At 56.0% G+C, this 16,679-nt stretch carries 16 protein-coding genes; 10 read left to right on the top strand and 6 right to left on the bottom strand.

All coding sequences use genetic code 11. The features are described from left to right. The first annotated feature begins 322 nt into the window (after positions 1-322). From xthA to FDW98_RS10155, 7 genes are all read left to right on the top strand, one after another. A complete protein-coding gene (gene xthA, locus FDW98_RS10185; RefSeq protein ID WP_096757283.1) occupies positions 323-1,129 on the top strand; it encodes an exodeoxyribonuclease III in 807 nt (268 codons plus the stop codon). A gap of 234 nt (positions 1,130-1,363) precedes the next feature. Beyond that, positions 1,364-2,008, top strand: a complete 645-nt coding sequence (locus FDW98_RS10180; protein ID WP_226794642.1) for a TVP38/TMEM64 family protein — start codon at positions 1,364-1,366, stop codon at positions 2,006-2,008. After that, on the top strand, positions 2,005-2,712 hold the full coding sequence (locus FDW98_RS10175; RefSeq protein ID WP_137398845.1) for a TVP38/TMEM64 family protein: 708 nt from the start codon (positions 2,005-2,007) through the stop codon (positions 2,710-2,712). Before FDW98_RS10180 ends, FDW98_RS10175 begins: the two co-directional genes overlap by 4 nt. Positions 2,713-2,738: 26 nt before the next feature. Next, on the top strand, positions 2,739-3,908 hold the full coding sequence (locus FDW98_RS10170) for an ABC transporter substrate-binding protein (protein ID WP_096757285.1): 1,170 nt from the start codon (positions 2,739-2,741) through the stop codon (positions 3,906-3,908). Beyond that, the gene (locus tag FDW98_RS10165; RefSeq protein ID WP_096757286.1) at positions 3,881-5,416 is read left to right on the top strand and encodes a thiamine ABC transporter permease; all 1,536 of its coding nucleotides are present in this window, start codon (positions 3,881-3,883) and stop codon (positions 5,414-5,416) included. The genes FDW98_RS10170 and FDW98_RS10165 overlap by 28 nt, the downstream gene beginning before the upstream one ends. After that, entirely contained in the window at positions 5,416-6,048 is a 633-nt protein-coding gene (locus FDW98_RS10160) for an ATP-binding cassette domain-containing protein (protein WP_096757287.1), read from the top strand. The genes FDW98_RS10165 and FDW98_RS10160 overlap by 1 nt, the downstream gene beginning before the upstream one ends. Before the next feature lie 88 nt (positions 6,049-6,136). Beyond that, entirely contained in the window at positions 6,137-7,444 is a 1,308-nt protein-coding gene (locus FDW98_RS10155) for a sulfurtransferase (RefSeq protein WP_096757288.1), read from the top strand. A gap of 7 nt (positions 7,445-7,451) precedes the next feature. On the opposite strand, the gene FDW98_RS10150 is transcribed toward FDW98_RS10155, so the two are convergent. Both FDW98_RS10150 and FDW98_RS10145 read right to left on the bottom strand, forming a co-directional pair. Continuing rightward, positions 7,452-8,075 (bottom strand): CDP-alcohol phosphatidyltransferase family protein, encoded by a 624-nt coding sequence (locus tag FDW98_RS10150; protein WP_096757289.1) that lies wholly within the window; start codon positions 8,073-8,075, stop codon positions 7,452-7,454. After that, the gene (locus FDW98_RS10145) at positions 8,068-8,637 is read right to left on the bottom strand and encodes a carboxymuconolactone decarboxylase family protein (RefSeq protein ID WP_096757290.1); all 570 of its coding nucleotides are present in this window, start codon (positions 8,635-8,637) and stop codon (positions 8,068-8,070) included. Before FDW98_RS10145 ends, FDW98_RS10150 begins: the two co-directional genes overlap by 8 nt. Positions 8,638-8,716: 79 nt before the next feature. On the opposite strand from FDW98_RS10145, the gene FDW98_RS10140 reads away from it, so the two are divergent. Further along, the gene (locus tag FDW98_RS10140) at positions 8,717-9,124 is read left to right on the top strand and encodes a pyrimidine (deoxy)nucleoside triphosphate diphosphatase (RefSeq protein ID WP_096759414.1); all 408 of its coding nucleotides are present in this window, start codon (positions 8,717-8,719) and stop codon (positions 9,122-9,124) included. On the opposite strand, the gene FDW98_RS10135 is transcribed toward FDW98_RS10140, so the two are convergent. Further along, positions 9,090-9,365 (bottom strand): YnjH family protein, encoded by a 276-nt coding sequence (locus tag FDW98_RS10135; protein ID WP_096757291.1) that lies wholly within the window; start codon positions 9,363-9,365, stop codon positions 9,090-9,092. The genes FDW98_RS10140 and FDW98_RS10135 overlap by 35 nt on opposite strands. A gap of 237 nt (positions 9,366-9,602) precedes the next feature. Between FDW98_RS10135 and gdhA the strand changes: the two genes are divergently transcribed. Continuing rightward, entirely contained in the window at positions 9,603-10,946 is a 1,344-nt protein-coding gene (gene gdhA, locus FDW98_RS10130) for an NADP-specific glutamate dehydrogenase (protein ID WP_096757292.1), read from the top strand. Between the two features lie 18 nt (positions 10,947-10,964). Here gdhA and FDW98_RS10125 read toward each other — a convergent pair whose 3' ends face one another. From FDW98_RS10125 to FDW98_RS10115, 3 genes are all read right to left on the bottom strand, one after another. Beyond that, entirely contained in the window at positions 10,965-12,905 is a 1,941-nt protein-coding gene (locus FDW98_RS10125; RefSeq protein ID WP_096757293.1) for a DNA topoisomerase III, read from the bottom strand. A gap of 4 nt (positions 12,906-12,909) precedes the next feature. Continuing rightward, the gene (gene selD, locus FDW98_RS10120; protein WP_096757294.1) at positions 12,910-13,953 is read right to left on the bottom strand and encodes a selenide, water dikinase SelD; all 1,044 of its coding nucleotides are present in this window, start codon (positions 13,951-13,953) and stop codon (positions 12,910-12,912) included. A gap of 116 nt (positions 13,954-14,069) precedes the next feature. Further along, positions 14,070-14,621 (bottom strand): NAD(P)H nitroreductase, encoded by a 552-nt coding sequence (locus FDW98_RS10115; protein ID WP_096757296.1) that lies wholly within the window; start codon positions 14,619-14,621, stop codon positions 14,070-14,072. 175 nt (positions 14,622-14,796) lie between these two features. On the opposite strand from FDW98_RS10115, the gene sppA reads away from it, so the two are divergent. Continuing rightward, positions 14,797-16,653 (top strand): signal peptide peptidase SppA, encoded by a 1,857-nt coding sequence (gene sppA / locus FDW98_RS10110; RefSeq protein WP_096757297.1) that lies wholly within the window; start codon positions 14,797-14,799, stop codon positions 16,651-16,653. Positions 16,654-16,679 lie beyond the last annotated feature (26 nt).

The following is a 16,679-nucleotide window of genomic DNA, read 5'->3' as shown; positions in this document are numbered from 1 at the left end:
CGAAATATCAATAAGTTACGAACCATCAATATTCATCATATGTGCATATAAAGTGAATACGTTCGCCAGCGGGGTGAATAATTAGAGGAAAAAACGCAATTCTATTCAGTCGCCAAATATAATTCTGGAATTGTGATCGTATACGAAATTTTTCGGAAATTATTGCCCCATTCTGACGCGTATCGCGCCAAAACAGTGCAGTTTTTGCCCCATCGTTAACGCCATTAGCAATCATTGTTGGAATCAGGTGACAAGAAGCAGTCAGCCTGCGGAAATTCTGCTACCATCCTTGCACTATTCATCTTGCAAAGTGGCAGCGACTATGAAATTTGTCTCTTTTAATATCAACGGCCTGCGTGCCCGTCCTCATCAACTGGCAGCCATTGTCGAAAAACACCAACCGGATGTGATCGGCTTGCAGGAGACAAAAGTCCACGATGACATGTTCCCTCTCGAAGAGGTCGCAAAGCTGGGTTACAACGTTTTCTATCACGGTCAAAAAGGCCATTACGGCGTCGCGCTGCTGACGAAAGAAACGCCCATTTCGGTGCGTCGTGGCTTCCCGAACGATGACGAAGAAGCTCAGCGCCGTATTATCATGGCCGAAATCCCGTCTCCACTGGGGAATATCACCGTGATTAACGGCTATTTTCCGCAAGGCGAAAGCCGTGACCACCCGCAGAAGTTCCCGGCCAAAGCCGCGTTTTATCAGAACCTGCAAAACTATCTGGAGACTGAACTGAAGCGCGACAATCCGGTGCTGATCATGGGAGATATGAATATCAGCCCGACCGATCTGGACATCGGCATTGGTGAAGAGAATCGCAAACGCTGGCTGCGTACCGGCAAGTGCTCCTTCCTGCCGGAAGAGCGTGAGTGGATGGAACGACTGATGGGATGGGGTCTGGTGGACACGTTCCGTCACGCACATCCGGACACCGCCGACCAGTACTCGTGGTTTGATTACCGTTCAAAAGGCTTTGACGATAACCGTGGTCTGCGTATCGATCTGCTGCTGGCGAGCAACCCGCTGGCGGAGCGCTGCGAAGAAACCGGCATCGACTATGAGATCCGCAGTATGGAAAAACCGTCCGACCATGCGCCGGTATGGGCCAAATTCCGCGTCTGATCGCCTGAGCGTTGTCACTCTCCGGGCCTTGCCTGGAGAGTCGGTGTAGCCTGAGCAAAATCAAAAAAACCACGGTAATACATTGTTGCCAACGGGGATTTATTATATCTTCGCGCGCACTTTCGCTGGCGAAACGCGTTATTACCCTCGGTATTACAGGAGACCCCATGAAAAAGAAGTTCGCATAAAGCAGAATACAGACTGCTGATCGTTGCGCTACTCCTCTGTGTCCTGGTGGGCGTTCTCCATTATTCTGGCCTGAGTGGCCTGATAACCCATTTCCACCTTTTACAAGATCTCATCCGCCAGAGCGGCATATACGGCTACGTGCTGTACATTCTGCTGTTTATCGTCGCTGCGCTGTGTTTGATACCCGGCAGCATGCTGGTGATCGTCGGCGGTATCCTGTTTGGCCCGCTGGTGGGGACGCTTGTATCGCTGTTTGCAGCCACCGTGGCCTCGGCGCTGTCGTTCTTACTTGCCCGCTGGCTGGGTCGCGATCTGCTGCTGAAATATGTCGGGCATACGGCCACCTTCCAGGCGATAGAAAAAGGCATTGCTCAAAGCGGTAGCGATTTTCTGATCCTCACCCGCCTGGTGCCGTTATTCCCGTACAACATTCAAAATTATGCCTACGGGCTGACCGCCATCCCATTCTGGTCATTCACCGTCATTTCTGCACTCACCACCTTCCCCGGCCTGTTCATCTATACGCTCATGTCGCATGAACTCGTCAGCGACGGCATCACCCTGGCGTTTATGGTTAAACTCAGTATTGCTGGCATTATTTTATTTACCCTGGTACAGGCAGCCAAAGCCTGGGCCCGCGTGAAGCGTATTGATCCCTCTGTCCAACGTGAGTTAGCCGATAAATCATGAAGCTGAACAAAACGCACGTCATACGCTATTGCCGAACCGGGCTGATTCTCCTGTTACTGCTGGCGCCGATCGCCTGGGTATGGGTGCCCGGCGTCAGTGATTTTGTCAGTCACAGCCTGGCGGCATTCGCCACGGTTGACCAGCTCGCCATTGAAAATCTCATTCGGTCATACGGTGCTCAGGCTGCGGTGGTATCGTTTTGCTTAATGATCTTACAAGCCATTATCGCCCCGCTTCCGGCGTTTGTGATCACCTTTGCCAATGCGTCATTGTTCGGCGCATTCTGGGGAGGCGTACTCTCCTGGACCAGCGCAATGGCTGGCGCGGCGCTATGCTTTTTCATCGCCCGTGTTTTTGGTCGTAGCACGGTGGAAAAGCTGACCGGAAAAACGGTGTTGAATAGCATGGACGCCTTTTTTGCACGCTACGGCAAACACACTATTCTGGTCTGTCGCCTGTTACCTTTCGTTCCCTTTGATCCGGTTAGTTACGCCGCCGGTCTGACATCGATCCGCTTTCGTCATTTTTTCCTCGCCACCGGCGTCGGTCAGCTACCCGCGACTCTCGTCTATTCCTGGGCCGGCAGCCTGTTAACCGGAGGAACATTCTGGTTCGTGACCGGGCTATTTGTATTATTTGCGCTGACTGTGGTTATCTCCGTGGCGAGAAGCATTTATCTTGAACGGCACAGAAAACACGTCTGAGGCCCCCCTTAACAACTGGAGAGTGTATGCGTTATTGCTTATTGTGCCTGAGTTTGCTGTTTTCTCCGCTGGCGACCTTCGCGCAGGATCACAGCTGGCAGCAGATCAAAAACGACGCCCGTGGCCAGACGGTGTGGTTCAACGCCTGGGGAGGCGATAACGCAGTGAACCAATATCTCGACTGGGTAAGCGGCGAGATGAAAACACATTACGCCATTAACCTGAAAATCGTGCGTCTGGCCGATGCTGCCGACGCGGTTAAGCGTATTCAAACAGAGGCCGCTTCCGGGCGTAAAACCGGCGGCTCTGTCGATTTACTGTGGGTGAACGGTGAAAACTTCCGTACGCTGAAAGAGGCAAACCTGCTGCAAACGCAGTGGGCGCAGACGCTGCCCAACTGGCGCTACGTTGATACCCTGCAGCCTGTCAGCGAAGACTTCTCCATCCCTACAGAGGGAGCCGAGTCACCGTGGGGAGGCGCGCAGCTTACTTTTATCGCTAACCGTGATGTGACCGAACAGCCACCACAAACCCCGCAGGCGCTGCTGGCATTTGCCAAAGCGCATCCTGGTTCGGTGACCTACCCGCGCCCCCCGGATTTTACCGGGACTGCATTTCTTGAGCAGTTGCTGATGGCGCTGACTACCCAACCACAAGCGTTGAAAATGGCGCCCGATACCGCGACGTTCGCTGATGTTACGGCTCCGCTGTGGCAGTATCTTGACACGCTGCATCCGTTTTTATGGCGTGAAGGTAAAGACTTCCCGCCTACGCCCGCACGAATGGATACGCTGCTGAACAACGGCGTACTGCGCTTGTCGCTGACCTTTAACCCCGCGCACGCGCAACAAAAAGTGGCCAGCGGTGAATTACCCAAAAACAGCTACAGCTTTGGTTTTACGCAAGGCATGATTGGCAACGTGCATTTTGTCACGATCCCGGCGAACGCCAGCGCCAGTGCAGGGGCGAAAGTCGTCGCCAATTTCCTGCTCTCTCCGGAGGCGCAACTGCGTAAAGCCGATCCCGCCTACTGGGGCGACCCTTCGGTTCTCGATCCGCAAAAATTACCTGCGGCACAACGTGAAGCTCTGCAGGCACGGATCCCCAAAGGACTACCCACCGTGCTTCCTGAACCCCATGCGGCCTGGGTAAACGTACTGGAACAAGAATGGCTACGCCGTTACGGTACGCATTAATCCTGCTGATATGGGGCGTCATGGCGGTGATTTATTTGCCGCTGGTACCTGCCGCCATCGCACTTTTCACACCTGCGCTCTCCATCACTCATTGGCTGGCGCTGTTTGCCGATCCCCAGCTGCCGCAGGCGCTGATGGCGACGCTGGTTTCCGTGACGCTGGCGACCCTCGGTGCGTTGGTCATTGCCCTGTTGGCGATCCTCGCCATGTGGCCCGGCGCGGGCTGGGCGCGGCTGTGCACCCGGCTGCCGTGGCTGTTGGCGATTCCGCACGTCGCGTTTGCCACCAGCGTCCTGTTGTTGTTTGCCGAAGGCGGTCTGCTGTACCGCGTGTTGCCTTTTCTTACCCCGCAGGCTGACCGCTACGGGATCGGTCTGGGCTTGACGCTAGCCGTCAAAGAGAGCGCTTTTTTGTTATGGGTACTCTCGGCCCTGCTCAGTGAAAAGCAGCTTGCCCGGCAGGTGACCGTGCTGGACTCGCTGGGATATAGCCGCCTGCAATGCCTCAACTGGTTGGTCTTACCCGCCATCGCACCGGCACTGGGGAAAGTGATGCTGGCGGCCACTGCATGGTCATTGTCGGCGGTGGATGTGGCGATCGTGCTGGGTCCGGGCAATCCGCCAACGCTTGCGGTGTTGAGCTGGCAATGGCTCACTCAGGGCGATGCCGACCAACAGATAAAAGGCTCGCTCGCCAGCCTGCTGCTGGTACTGCTGCTGTGTGTGTATGCGCTGGTTGGTTATCTACTCTGGCGCAGCTGGCGGCGTACCCTGCCGGGGATTAGCGGGAAGCGCCAGCGTTTTTCATCCTATCCACTGGGGCGCTCACTGGCGCAACTGGTGCCCGTAAGCGGCGTACTCTGCCTGCTGGTTCTGGCCCTGGTTGCACAGTATTCATTCATCGATAGCCAGACGTTATTCACCAGCCTGCAAGTGGGAATGATTGCCAGCGCACTGGCATTAATCACGCTGTTGCTATGGCTGGAATGGGGACCACAGCGCGGACATCGTTGGGTCTGGCTGCCGATTATCCTGCCTGCTCTCCCGCTGGTCACCGGACAATATACGCTGGCGCTACACGCACAGCTGGATGGTCAGTTGTTGACGGTTGTCTGGGGACATTTGCTGTGGGTCACACCGTGGATGCTGTTTATCCTCAAACCGGCGTGGCAGCGAATTGATCCGCGGTTAATGTTGATTGCGCAGACGCTGGGCTGGTCGCGGGAGCGCATCTTCTGGCAGGTGAAATGCCCGCTGCTGCTGCGCCCCGCGCTGATCGCTTTCGCGGTGGGCTTTTCCGTCAGTATCGCCCAGTATATGCCGACCCTGTGGTTAGGGGCCGGACGCTTCCCCACGCTGACCACCGAGGCCGTGGCATTGAGCAGCGGCGGCAGCGCGGCACGGCTTGCGTCACAGGCGCTCTGGCAACTGCTGCTGCCGCTGTTGGTTTTCGCACTGTCAGCATTACTCTCCGCATGGGTTGGCCGCTGTCGACAAGGACTCCGCTAATGCTAATTGTGAAAAATGTTTCGCTACATCTGGGGCCTTGCGTTCTGCTCAACGAGGCCAATTTCGAGGTTAACAAAGGTGACATTGTCACTATTATGGGCCCCTCCGGCAGCGGCAAATCATCGCTGTTCTCGTGGATGATTGGCGCACTTTCTCCAACGTTTCAGGCGAGTGGCGAGCTGTGGCTTAACGACCGGCGCATCGACTCGTTGCCCACGGCGCAGCGCCAGATTGGCATTTTGTTCCAGGATGCCCTGCTGTTCGACCATTTCAGCGTGGGGCAAAATTTGCTGCTGGCACTCCCCGCAAGTCTGAAAGGATCGGCCAGACGAGATAAGGTCGAGCGCGCCCTTGAGCGTGCCGGGCTGGCGGGGTTTTATCATCGCGATCCGGCGTCACTCTCCGGCGGGCAGCGATCGCGTATCGCCCTGCTGCGCGCGCTGTTGGCACAACCGCTGGCGCTGCTGCTGGATGAGCCCTTCAGCCGACTGGACACCTCGCTTCGCGACGCGTTTCGCCAGTGGGTCTTTGCCGAAGTGCGCAAGCTGGGTATTCCCGTGGTGCAGGTTACCCATGACGCGCAGGACGTTCCGCCCGCGGGCCGCGTTTTGCAGATGGCAAACTGGGCGTGAATGTGGCGATATGCTGCGTTAACGCAATGATTTTATCAGGCTGGCGGCACAGAATGTCGTCTTCTTTTTTTCAACGTCGGGCTATTCGATGAAACGTGTTTCTCAAATGACCGCGCTGGCACTGGCTTTAGGGCTCGCTTGCGCTTCTTCCTGGGCTGCTGAAACAGCACAGACGCTCACCCTCCACCAGTTACAGCAGCAACAAGGCGCGGCAATCGATACCCGTCAAAGTGCGTTTTATAACGGCTGGCCGCAATCGCTTAATGGCCCTTCCGGCCATGAACCTGCCGCCCTGAACCTGTCTGCCGCCTGGCTCGACAACATGAACGACGAGCAACTCACCGCCTGGGTTAAGCAACATCAGTTAAAAACCGATGCACCGGTAGCGCTGTATGGCAGCGAAAGCGACATGCAGGCTGTTAAAGCGCGTCTGCAGAAAGTGGGCTTTAGCCAGCTTTCCACGCTCAGCGATGCACTGCAGGATCCCGCGCGATTGCAGCGCCTACCGCACTTCGAACAGCTGGTCTATCCGCAGTGGCTACACGACCTGCAACAAGGCAAAGCCGTCACCGCCAAACCGGCCGGTGACTGGAAAGTCATTGAAGCGGCCTGGGGGGCACCGAAGCTCTATCTGCTCAGTCATATTCCGGGTGCCGGATACATTGATACCAACGAAGTCGAAAGCGAACCGCTGTGGAACAAAGTCTCCGACGCGCAGCTCAAAGCGATGCTGGCTAAACACGGTATTCGTCATGACACGACGGTGATTTTGTATGGCCGTGATGTCTATGCGGCGGCGCGTGTCGCACAGATCATGCTGTACGCGGGCGTGAAAGATGTTCGCCTGCTCGACGGCGGCTGGCAGACGTGGTCCGACGCAGGATTACCGGTCGAACGCGGCACGGCACCGACGGTTAAACCGGAGCCTGATTTTGGCGCGACGATCCCTGCACAGCCGCAGCTGATGCTGGATATGGAACAGGCGCGTGGCCTGCTGCATCGTCAGGATGCGTCGCTGGTCAGCATTCGTTCGTGGCCGGAATTTGTCGGCACCACCAGCGGTTACAGCTACATTAAACCAAAAGGTGAAATTGCGGGGGCGCGTTGGGGTCATGCGGGCAGCGACTCCACGCATATGGAAGATTTCCATAACCCGGACGGCACCATGCGCAGCGCAGACGATATCGCCGCAATGTGGAAACAGTGGAACATCTTGCCGGATCAGCAGGTTTCCTTCTACTGCGGTACCGGCTGGCGTGCCTCGGAGACGTTTATGTACGCCCGTGCGATGGGCTGGAAAAACGTCTCGGTGTACGACGGTGGCTGGTTCGAGTGGAGCAGCAATCCGAAGAACCCGGTAGCCAGCGGCGAGCGTGGCCCGGACGCCAGCAAGTAATCGCTGATTATTCCTGACGCTGGATCGATTTCAGCGTCAGGTATCCGCTCCAGATCCGCGTGAACGTTGTCAGCCAGCACAGCGCACCAAATATCCACGCCAGCACGGCAAAATAATCAGGGAACAGACAGCCCAGCACGAACAGCAATATCGTCTCGGTGCCTTCGGTCAACCCACCTAAATAATAAAACGATTTATGCGCATAACCGGGGTTATCAATCTGATGCTTCGCCGCCAACGCGGCAAAGGCCAGGAAACTGCTGCCAGTGCCGATAAACGCAAACAATAGCCAGCTGCCCGCCAGCGCATTCTGCTCGGGTGCCGCCAGAATAAAGCCAAACGGCACCAGCGCGTAAAACAGAAAATCGAGTGAAATATCGAGGAATCCGCCGGCATCGGTCAGTCCCCTGCGCCGCGCCAGCGCGCCGTCCAACCCATCAAACAGACGATTAAGCACAATGGCGACCAGCGCCGCCGAATACCAGCCTAATGCCAGAAACGGCAAGGCCAGCACGCCAATAGCGAAACCGAAGAGCGTCAGACCGTCCGGCGAAATACCGGGCTTATCAATCATGCGAGCGCACTGATGTAACAGCGGTTTTAACCGCGGATGAAGATGGCGGTCAAGCATGTGGCCGTCCTTTGAAACTGTCGCACAATCCCTGCGAAGGAATATCCAGCGCGGCGTTAAAGCGTGCCGAGAGATTTTGAAAGGCAATCAGCGCGGTCATTTCGGTAATCGTGTCATCGGTAAAATGCTGCTGCATTTGCGTCTTCAGCGCATCATCAAGGCGCGGCGGCGTGGAGGTCATCGCATCCGCATAGGCCAGCGCCACGCGCTCTTCTGCGCTAAACAGTGCAGACGATTGCCAGTTTGCCACCTGTAACACTTTATCCAGCGCCCCGCTGCGTTCGGCCAGCCGTAAGCTGTTGGCATCCACGCAGAACGCGCAATGACACACCTGCGACACCCGCGTCATCAACAGCGCGCGCATCACCGGGGTTAATCGCGCCCGTTTACGCTCCAGAAATCCGACAAACAGCGCGACCAGCCAAAACAGAAACGGCATACGCCCCCACCAGCGCGTGGGATGCAGCACGTCGCCGTAATGTTTTTTCTGCGTCGCGACAAGCGGTTTCAAACTGGAAGGGATACGCGTCAACGGTTTTACCCACGCCTGAGGATCGTTCAACGGTGACTCCTGAATACTTTAGATAAAACAAAGATAGCGATAGTATGTCACTTTCTGCTGTTAGATCTTGATGAATATGATGAAAACCCTCGACGTGGTCGCCGCTATCCTTGAACGTGATGGCAAAATATTACTCGCTCAGCGCCCGGCGCATACGGATCAGCCGGGTATGTGGGAGTTTGCGGGCGGTAAGGTAGAGCCCGGCGAGAGCCAGCCGCAGGCGCTGAGGCGTGAACTGCACGAAGAACTCGGCATTGAGGCGGTTGTTGGGCAGTACGTTGCCAGCCATCAACGCGAAGTATCAGGCCGGATTATCCATCTGCATGCCTGGCATGTGCCAGATTATCAGGGCGAACTGCACGCGCACGAGCATCAGCAACTGGTGTGGTGCCTACCTGAAGAGGCGCTGACGTATCCGCTGGCGCCTGCCGACATCCCGCTCTTACAGGCGTTTATTCTTTTACGCGACGCCAGACCAGCGGATTAGTGCCGATCGTTTTCTCATCACGCTGGCATTGCAACAACACGCTATCAGCCTTGATTACCGCGCCTTCCGAATAGTTTTGATCCTGATAAACGCAGCACTGATTACAGGGCTGCGCCCGCTGACCGCTGGAACTGAACACTTCTGGCGGCACATTAACCTGCACATCCGGGCGATAAAGCTGATTTGCCAGTGCCGTGCTGGAGAGCAAAACCAGCGCACCTGCCATGATAGAACGGCGCATACTCTTTCCTTTTAAACTGACCTCTATGCTCAGTATAACGGTATAAACCGGCAGAAACTTTAGTCCCTTCCCGCATCGTTTTTGGTTATGACCTACGCCGCAATATTAATTTCCTTAGCGGGGTTAATTTTTTCTTGCGTCCCGTCACACTGCTGATGTTATAGTCAAAAACTGCACAACACATAACATAAACATCAAAAATATAACCATATCAATACATAAGAGGTTCTTATATCTATGGATCAGACATGTTCTTTGGCGTCATTTCTCAACCATGTGCAAAAGCGCGACCCGAATCAAACCGAGTTCGCGCAAGCCGTTCGTGAGGTCATGACGACGCTGTGGCCGTTCCTCGAACAAAACCCGCGCTATCGTCAAATGTCATTGCTGGAACGTCTGGTTGAACCTGAGCGCGTGATCCAGTTCCGCGTGGTCTGGCTGGACGATCGTAATCAGGTACAGGTTAACCGCGCATGGCGTGTACAGTTTAGCTCGGCGATTGGTCCTTACAAAGGCGGCATGCGTTTCCATCCGTCGGTAAACCTGTCGATCCTGAAATTCCTTGGCTTCGAGCAGACTTTTAAAAACGCCCTCACCACGCTGCCGATGGGCGGAGGTAAAGGCGGGAGCGATTTCGATCCAAAAGGCAAAAGCGAAGGCGAAGTGATGCGTTTTTGCCAGTCCCTGATGACCGAACTGTTCCGTCATTTAGGGCCAGACACTGACGTTCCCGCGGGTGATATCGGCGTGGGCGGTCGTGAAGTCGGCTTTATGGCCGGGATGATGAAAAAACTCTCCAACAACAGCGCCTGCGTCTTTACCGGTAAAGGTCTGTCGTTCGGCGGCAGTCTGATCCGCCCGGAAGCGACCGGCTACGGCCTGGTGTACTTCACCGAAGCAATGCTTAAGCGCCATGGTCTGGGCTTTGAAGGCATGCGTGTCGCCGTTTCCGGCTCAGGTAACGTGGCGCAATTCGCCATTGAGAAAGCCATGGAGTTTGGTGCCCGCGTGGTGACCGCCTCCGACTCCAGCGGTACCGTGGTTGACGAGAGTGGCTTCACGAAAGAGAAACTGGCGCGTCTGTGTGCCATTAAAGACAGCCGCGATGGCCGCGTGGCGGATTACGCCCGTGAGTTTGGCCTGACCTATCTGGAAGGTAAGCAACCGTGGTCAGTGCCGGTGGATATCGCCCTGCCGTGCGCTACGCAGAACGAACTGGATGTGGACGCTGCGCAGATGCTGATTGCCAACGGCGTCAAGGCCGTGGCGGAAGGCGCAAACATGCCGACCACCATCGAAGCCACCGATCTGTTCCTCGAAGCGGGCGTACTGTTTGCGCCGGGTAAAGCCGCCAACGCCGGTGGTGTGGCGACATCAGGCCTGGAAATGGCGCAGAACGCCGCGCGTCTGGGTTGGAAAGCGGAGAAAGTGGATGCGCGCCTGCACCACATCATGCTGGATATTCACCACGCCTGCGTCGAGTACGGTGGTGAAAGCAAACAAACCAACTACGTGCAAGGCGCCAACATTGCTGGCTTCGTGAAAGTTGCCGACGCGATGCTGGGCCAGGGTGTGATTTAATCATCAGGCATGACCGCATTACAGGCCTGCCTCCTCTGAAGGCGGGCTTTTTTTCGCCGGGCGTTTTCGCGGCGCGCTCTTTTTCTTCTCCGCGCCAGCCGGCGCGGTTATCCCGCGGAACCGGCGTACCGGCGTACGTTTAGCCTGGTCAATCAGCTGATACAGAGTGTCCACCAGCGGCTGCATAAAGTCCTGATAGCGGCACTGCTTTTCACTGATTTGCGTCAGGATCGACTCCCAGTGCGCGGTCATATCCGGACGCGTCGCCATTTCGGGCAGCGAATGGAACAGCGCCTTTCCGGGATCCGTCGAGTGTATATAGCGACCCTTTTTCACCAGGAACCCGCGCTTAAACAGCAGTTCGATAATCCCCGCACGCGTAGCCTCCGTTCCCAGTCCGTCGGTGGCACGCAGGATTTTTTTCAGATCTTTATCCTGCACAAACCGTGCTATCCCGGTCATCGCCGACAACAGCGTCGCGTCGGTAAAATGGCGCGGCGGCTGGGTCTGGCGTTCCACCACTTCGCCCTTTTCACACAGTAGTTCGTCATCACGAGCCACCACCGGCAACGGTGTGCCGTCGTTTTCTTCGTCGCGCTCTTTGTTACCCAGCAGCGTACGCCACCCGGCTTCCGCCAGGAAACGGGCTTTAGCAACAAATTTGCCTTTCGCAATATCCAGTTCAATGACGCACTTGCGGAATACCGCGTCCGGGCAGAACTGCATCAGATACTGACGCGCAATCAGGTTGTACACCCTGGCTTCATTGTCATTCAGATTGATGGATGAACTGCGCGCAGTGGGAATAATCGCGTGGTGCGCATCAACCTTTTTATCGTCCCAGCAGCGATTACGCATATCGGGATTGACCGCAGGCTGCGGAAATAAATCCGGAGCGTGCACGCTAATCGCATTCATCACCGCATGGCGACCGGCAAAATGTTCTTCCGGCAGATAGCGGCTATCAGAACGCGGATAGGTAATCAATTTGTGGGTTTCATACAGCTTCTGGCAGATATCGAGCACGTTTTGCGCGCTCAGTCCGAAGCGTTTAGCGGCTTCAATCTGCAACGCCGACAATGAGAACGGCAGCGGTGCGGATTCTGATTCCCGTTTATCGTTATAGCTGGTGACTATCGCTGGCTGACCGTTGATGCGTTTCACCACATGCTCCGCCAGCGTACGGTTCAGTAAGCGCCCTTCTTCATCCTGATAAGGTTCACACGCCTCGCTCGGCTGCCAGATAGCGGTAAACCGCTCGTCGGCAGGTGTGACGATATGCGCTTTGACCTCAAAGAAATCTTTGGCGACGAAGTTTTCAATCTCTTCATCACGGCGCACCACCAGACCAAGCACCGGCGTCTGCACACGCCCCACGGACAGCACGCCCTGATAACCCGCGTTACGCCCAAGAATGGTATAGGCGCGCGTCATATTAATGCCGTACAGCCAGTCGGCACGCGCCCGCGCCAGCGCCGAAACGCACAGCGGGATGAACTCACTGTTGGCGCGCAGACGAGAAATTGCCCGCTCCACCGCCTGTGGGTTAAGGTCGTTAATCAGACACCGCTGTACCTGATGCCGCTTTTCCGGCGCCAGTTGCAGGTAATCCAGCACTTCATCGACCAGCAGCTGTCCTTCACGATCGGGGTCTCCCGCGTGAATGACTTCACTGGCCTCATGCAGAAAGCGCTTGATGACGTTGAGCTGTTTGGTGACGGAGGGACGCGGCTGCAGTTGCCACTTTTCCGGTACAATCGGCAAGTCGACCAGACTCCAGCGTGCATAGCGACTGTCGTAGGCGTCTGGCTGCGCCTGTTCAAGCAGGTGACCGATACACCAGGTCACCACTTGCCCATTTCCGCATTCAATAAAGCCATCACCTTTGCGATGTGGCTTAGGGAGCACATCGGCAATCGCGCGCGCCAGACTCGGTTTTTCGGCAATAAACAACCGCATCGAATTAACGGATCTCAACCATGGCGCGACCGCCACGTGCTTCAACCAGCTCACCAATCGCGGTGAGATCAATGCCAAACTGCGCGGCAACCGCTTTCACTTCAGCCTCAGATTCCGGCGTTACCGCCAGCAGCAGGCCGCCGGAGGTTTGCGGATCGCACAGCAGGTCTCGTACCGCCTGCGGCATCTCACCCATCAGATGCCCGTAGCTGGCAAAGTTACGCTGCGTACCGCCCGGCACTGCGCCCTGCGCGATGTACTCTTCAACACCAGGCAGTTTTGGAATATCCTGGTAAACGATTTGCGCCTGAACGCCCGCGCCCTGACACATTTCGCTCAGGTGTCCCAGCAGGCCAAAACCGGTCACGTCGGTCATGGCTTTCACACCTTCAATGTCCGCAAACGCTGCGCCCGCAATATTCATGCGGCACATCACTTCCGTCGCCAGCCCAACATGCTCAGGCTTAAGCAGCGATTTTTTCTCGGCGGTGGTCAACACGCCAATGCCCAGCGGCTTGGTGAGGAACAGCGTGCATCCCGCTTCTGCGGTGCTGTTTTTCTTCACGCGCTCGGTCGGGACCACGCCCGTTACAGCGAGACCAAAAATCGGCTCCGGGGCATCAATAGAGTGACCACCCGCCAGCGCAATGCCGGCCTGGCGACAGGCGAAACGCCCGCCTTCGGTCACTTCACGGGCGACTTCCGGTGCCAGCTTATCGAGCGGCCAGCCCAGAATCGCGATAGCCATAATCGGTTTGCCACCCATCGCGAAGATATCGCTGATGGCGTTGGTCGCGGCGATGCGGCCAAAATCAAACGGATTATCGACAATCGGCATAAAGAAATCGGTGGTGCTGATAACGCTGGTACCATTACCCAGATCGTACACGGCCGCGTCGTCGCGGGTTTCATTCCCCACGAGTAAATTCGGATCAACAAATTTCGCCTGCTCGCTGTGCAGGATGGTTTCCAGCACTTTGGGGGAAATTTTACAACCGCAACCGGCTCCGTGGCTGTATTGCGTTAAACGAATAGCGTGCTCGCTCATGGACATCTCCTGTCATTGCAATCGGGCTATGGTAGCGCTCATTCCATGATGTGGTAAGAGTGACTGTCTGAATTCGGGTGTCTTTGCTCATAATCCAGACAGTTTAGCCGCTGAAATCAAAAATACTGGACGAATGCGCTCGGATCGGCAGGGTTAATCGTGGTGGACGCTTTAAGCTGTGGCGTGCCCAGATAGAGGAAGCCGACAATTTTATCCTGCGCACGACAGTCAAATGCCTCGCGCACCACTGCACTTTCGGTTAATGCACCGCTGCGCCAGATCCCGCCAAAGCCTTGCGCAATCGCCGCCATTTGCATGGCCATTACCGCACAACCCGCTGACATTTCCTGTTCCCACAGCGGAACCTTGTCACTTTCTTCACATTTTGCCACTACTGCAATAATCAGCGGGGCACGAAACGGCGCAGTACGCGCTTTTTCGACAGCCTTTTCGTCGCCCTCTGCGGCAATAGCCCCTTTTTCGAGCACGGCGCTAAAACGCTCACGCCCTGCACCTTCAATCACAAAGAAACGCCACGGCTGCAGCGATTTGTGATCCGGGGCGCGCATCCCCGCCCGCAGGATATTTTGCAGTTGCTCCCCCACGGGAGCGGGTTCAACAAGACGAGAGGCGCTACGGCGGGTAAGAAGTAATTCGAGTGCATCCATTTGCTTAACTCCAACAATGAAATTTGTTCACAAAATTAACACGTGAGCGGATTTTGTTACAGCGCCGGCGGTGATTCCTGCTGACAATTGCCTGCCGGGTCATTACGATAGCCACATCTTAACGTCTTCTCCGCTAAAACGGGGGGGGCGTGTTGTTCATCGGTAGGGAGAATACATGCGAACCCTGTGGCGTTTTATTGCCGGAATTTTTAAATGGACGTGGCGAATACTGAATTTCGTCCGCGAATGTGTACTGAACCTGTTCTTTATCTTTTTGGTCCTGGTGGGCGTGGGGATCTGGATGCAGGTCAGCAGTAGCACCTCCAGCGAACACGCGGAGCGTGGCGCACTGCTGCTCGATATCTCCGGCGTTATTGTCGATAAGCCCTCGAGCACCAGCCGCTTAAGCGTCATCGGACGTCAGCTGTTTGGCGCCAGTTCCGATCGCCTGCAAGAAAACTCACTGTTCGATATCGTTAACACCATTCGCCAGGCAAAAGACGATCGTAACATCACCGGCATCGTGATGGATTTAAAAAACTTTGCCGGGGCCGATCAGCCGTCCATGCAGTATATCGGCAAAGCACTGCGCGAATTCCGCGACAGTGGAAAACCGGTATTTGCCGTGGGCGATAACTTCAGCCAGGGACAGTATTACCTCGCAAGCTTTGCCAACAAAATTTGGCTCTCCCCGCAGGGTTCGGTTGACCTGCACGGCTTTGCGACCAACGGTCTGTATTACAAGTCTCTGCTGGATAAACTAAAAGTCTCCACCCACGTTTTCCGCGTCGGTACCTATAAGTCCGCCGTCGAGCCGTTTATTCGCGACGATATGTCCCCGGCCGCACGTGAAGCCGACAGTCGCTGGATTGGCGAGCTGTGGCAGAACTATCTCGATACCGTTGCCGCTAACCGCCAGATCCCGGCGCAGCAAGTGTTCCCTGGCGCACAGGCGATGCTTGACGGCCTGACGAAAGTGGGTGGCGACACCGCGAAGTACGCCCTCGACAATAAACTGGTCGATGCTCTCGCCTCCAGCGCTGAAGTGGAAAAACTGCTGACTAAACAGTTTGGCTGGAGCAAAACTGAGAAGAACTACAGTGCCGTCAGCTATTACGATTACACGCTAAAAACCCCGGCGGATACCGGTGACAGCATTGGCGTAGTCTTCGCCAATGGCGCGATCATGGATGGAGAAGAAACACCGGGGAACGTCGGCGGCGACACCACTGCAGCACAAATCCGTGAAGCGCGTCTCGATCCGAAGGTAAAAGCCATTGTCCTGCGCGTTAACAGCCCAGGCGGCAGCGTCAGCGCCTCGGAAGTGATCCGCGCTGAGCTGGCTGCAGCAAAAGCGGCGGGTAAACCGGTGGTGGTTTCCATGGGCGGCATGGCGGCATCCGGCGGTTACTGGATCTCAACCCCGGCAAACTACATTGTGGCGAACCCCAGCACCCTGACCGGCTCCATCGGCATCTTTGGCGTGATCAACACCGTTGAAAACAGCCTCGATTCCATTGGTGTACATACCGACGGCGTGGCGACCTCGCCGCTGGCCGATATTTCCGTCACCAAAGCGTTACCGCCGGAAGTGCAGCAGATGATGCAACTGAGCATCGAGAACGGCTATAAGCGCTTCATCACGCTGGTCGCGGATGCACGTAAGACAACGCCAGAGCAGATTGATAAAATCGCCCAGGGCCACGTCTGGACCGGTCAGGATGCAAAAGCGAATGGTCTGGTCGACAGTCTCGGCGATTTCGACGACGCTGTAGCAAAAGCGGCAGAACTGGCGAAACTGAAACAATGGCACATTGAGTATTATCAGGACGAGCCCACGTTCGTTGATATGGTCATGGACAGCATGTCTGGTTCCGTTCGCGCTATGCTACCAGAAGCCATTCAGGCCATGCTCCCGGCACCACTGGCCTCTGCGGCAAGCGTGGTAAAAACCGAAAGTGATAAGCTGGCCGCGTTTAACGACCCGCAGAACCGTTATGCGTTCTGCCTGACCTGCGCCAACGTCCGCTAACTCTTGGCCCCTCTTCGGGATGAAGA

The organism is Citrobacter sp. wls711, from assembly GCF_005281055.1.
Classification (GTDB): Bacteria; Pseudomonadota; Gammaproteobacteria; order Enterobacterales; family Enterobacteriaceae; genus Citrobacter; species Citrobacter gillenii.
This window is presented reverse-complemented; position numbering and strand designations above follow the sequence as displayed.

Coding starts and splice junctions, on each gene's coding strand:
- xthA (WP_096757283.1), top strand. CDS start 323: ATGAAATTTGTCTCTTTTAATATCAACGGCCTGCGTGCCCGTCCTCAT.
- FDW98_RS10135 (WP_096757291.1), bottom strand. CDS start 9,365: ATGCGCCGTTCTATCATGGCAGGTGCGCTGGTTTTGCTCTCCAGCACG.
- FDW98_RS10175 (WP_137398845.1), top strand. CDS start 2,005: ATGAAGCTGAACAAAACGCACGTCATACGCTATTGCCGAACCGGGCTG.
- FDW98_RS10170 (WP_096757285.1), top strand. CDS start 2,739: ATGCGTTATTGCTTATTGTGCCTGAGTTTGCTGTTTTCTCCGCTGGCG.
- FDW98_RS10150 (WP_096757289.1), bottom strand. CDS start 8,075: ATGCTTGACCGCCATCTTCATCCGCGGTTAAAACCGCTGTTACATCAG.
- FDW98_RS10165 (WP_096757286.1), top strand. CDS start 3,881: ATGGCTACGCCGTTACGGTACGCATTAATCCTGCTGATATGGGGCGTC.
- FDW98_RS10115 (WP_096757296.1), bottom strand. CDS start 14,621: ATGGATGCACTCGAATTACTTCTTACCCGCCGTAGCGCCTCTCGTCTT.
- gdhA (WP_096757292.1), top strand. CDS start 9,603: ATGGATCAGACATGTTCTTTGGCGTCATTTCTCAACCATGTGCAAAAG.
- FDW98_RS10155 (WP_096757288.1), top strand. CDS start 6,137: ATGAAACGTGTTTCTCAAATGACCGCGCTGGCACTGGCTTTAGGGCTC.
- selD (WP_096757294.1), bottom strand. CDS start 13,953: ATGAGCGAGCACGCTATTCGTTTAACGCAATACAGCCACGGAGCCGGT.
- sppA (WP_096757297.1), top strand. CDS start 14,797: ATGCGAACCCTGTGGCGTTTTATTGCCGGAATTTTTAAATGGACGTGG.
- FDW98_RS10140 (WP_096759414.1), top strand. CDS start 8,717: ATGAAAACCCTCGACGTGGTCGCCGCTATCCTTGAACGTGATGGCAAA.
- FDW98_RS10125 (WP_096757293.1), bottom strand. CDS start 12,905: ATGCGGTTGTTTATTGCCGAAAAACCGAGTCTGGCGCGCGCGATTGCC.
- FDW98_RS10160 (WP_096757287.1), top strand. CDS start 5,416: ATGCTAATTGTGAAAAATGTTTCGCTACATCTGGGGCCTTGCGTTCTG.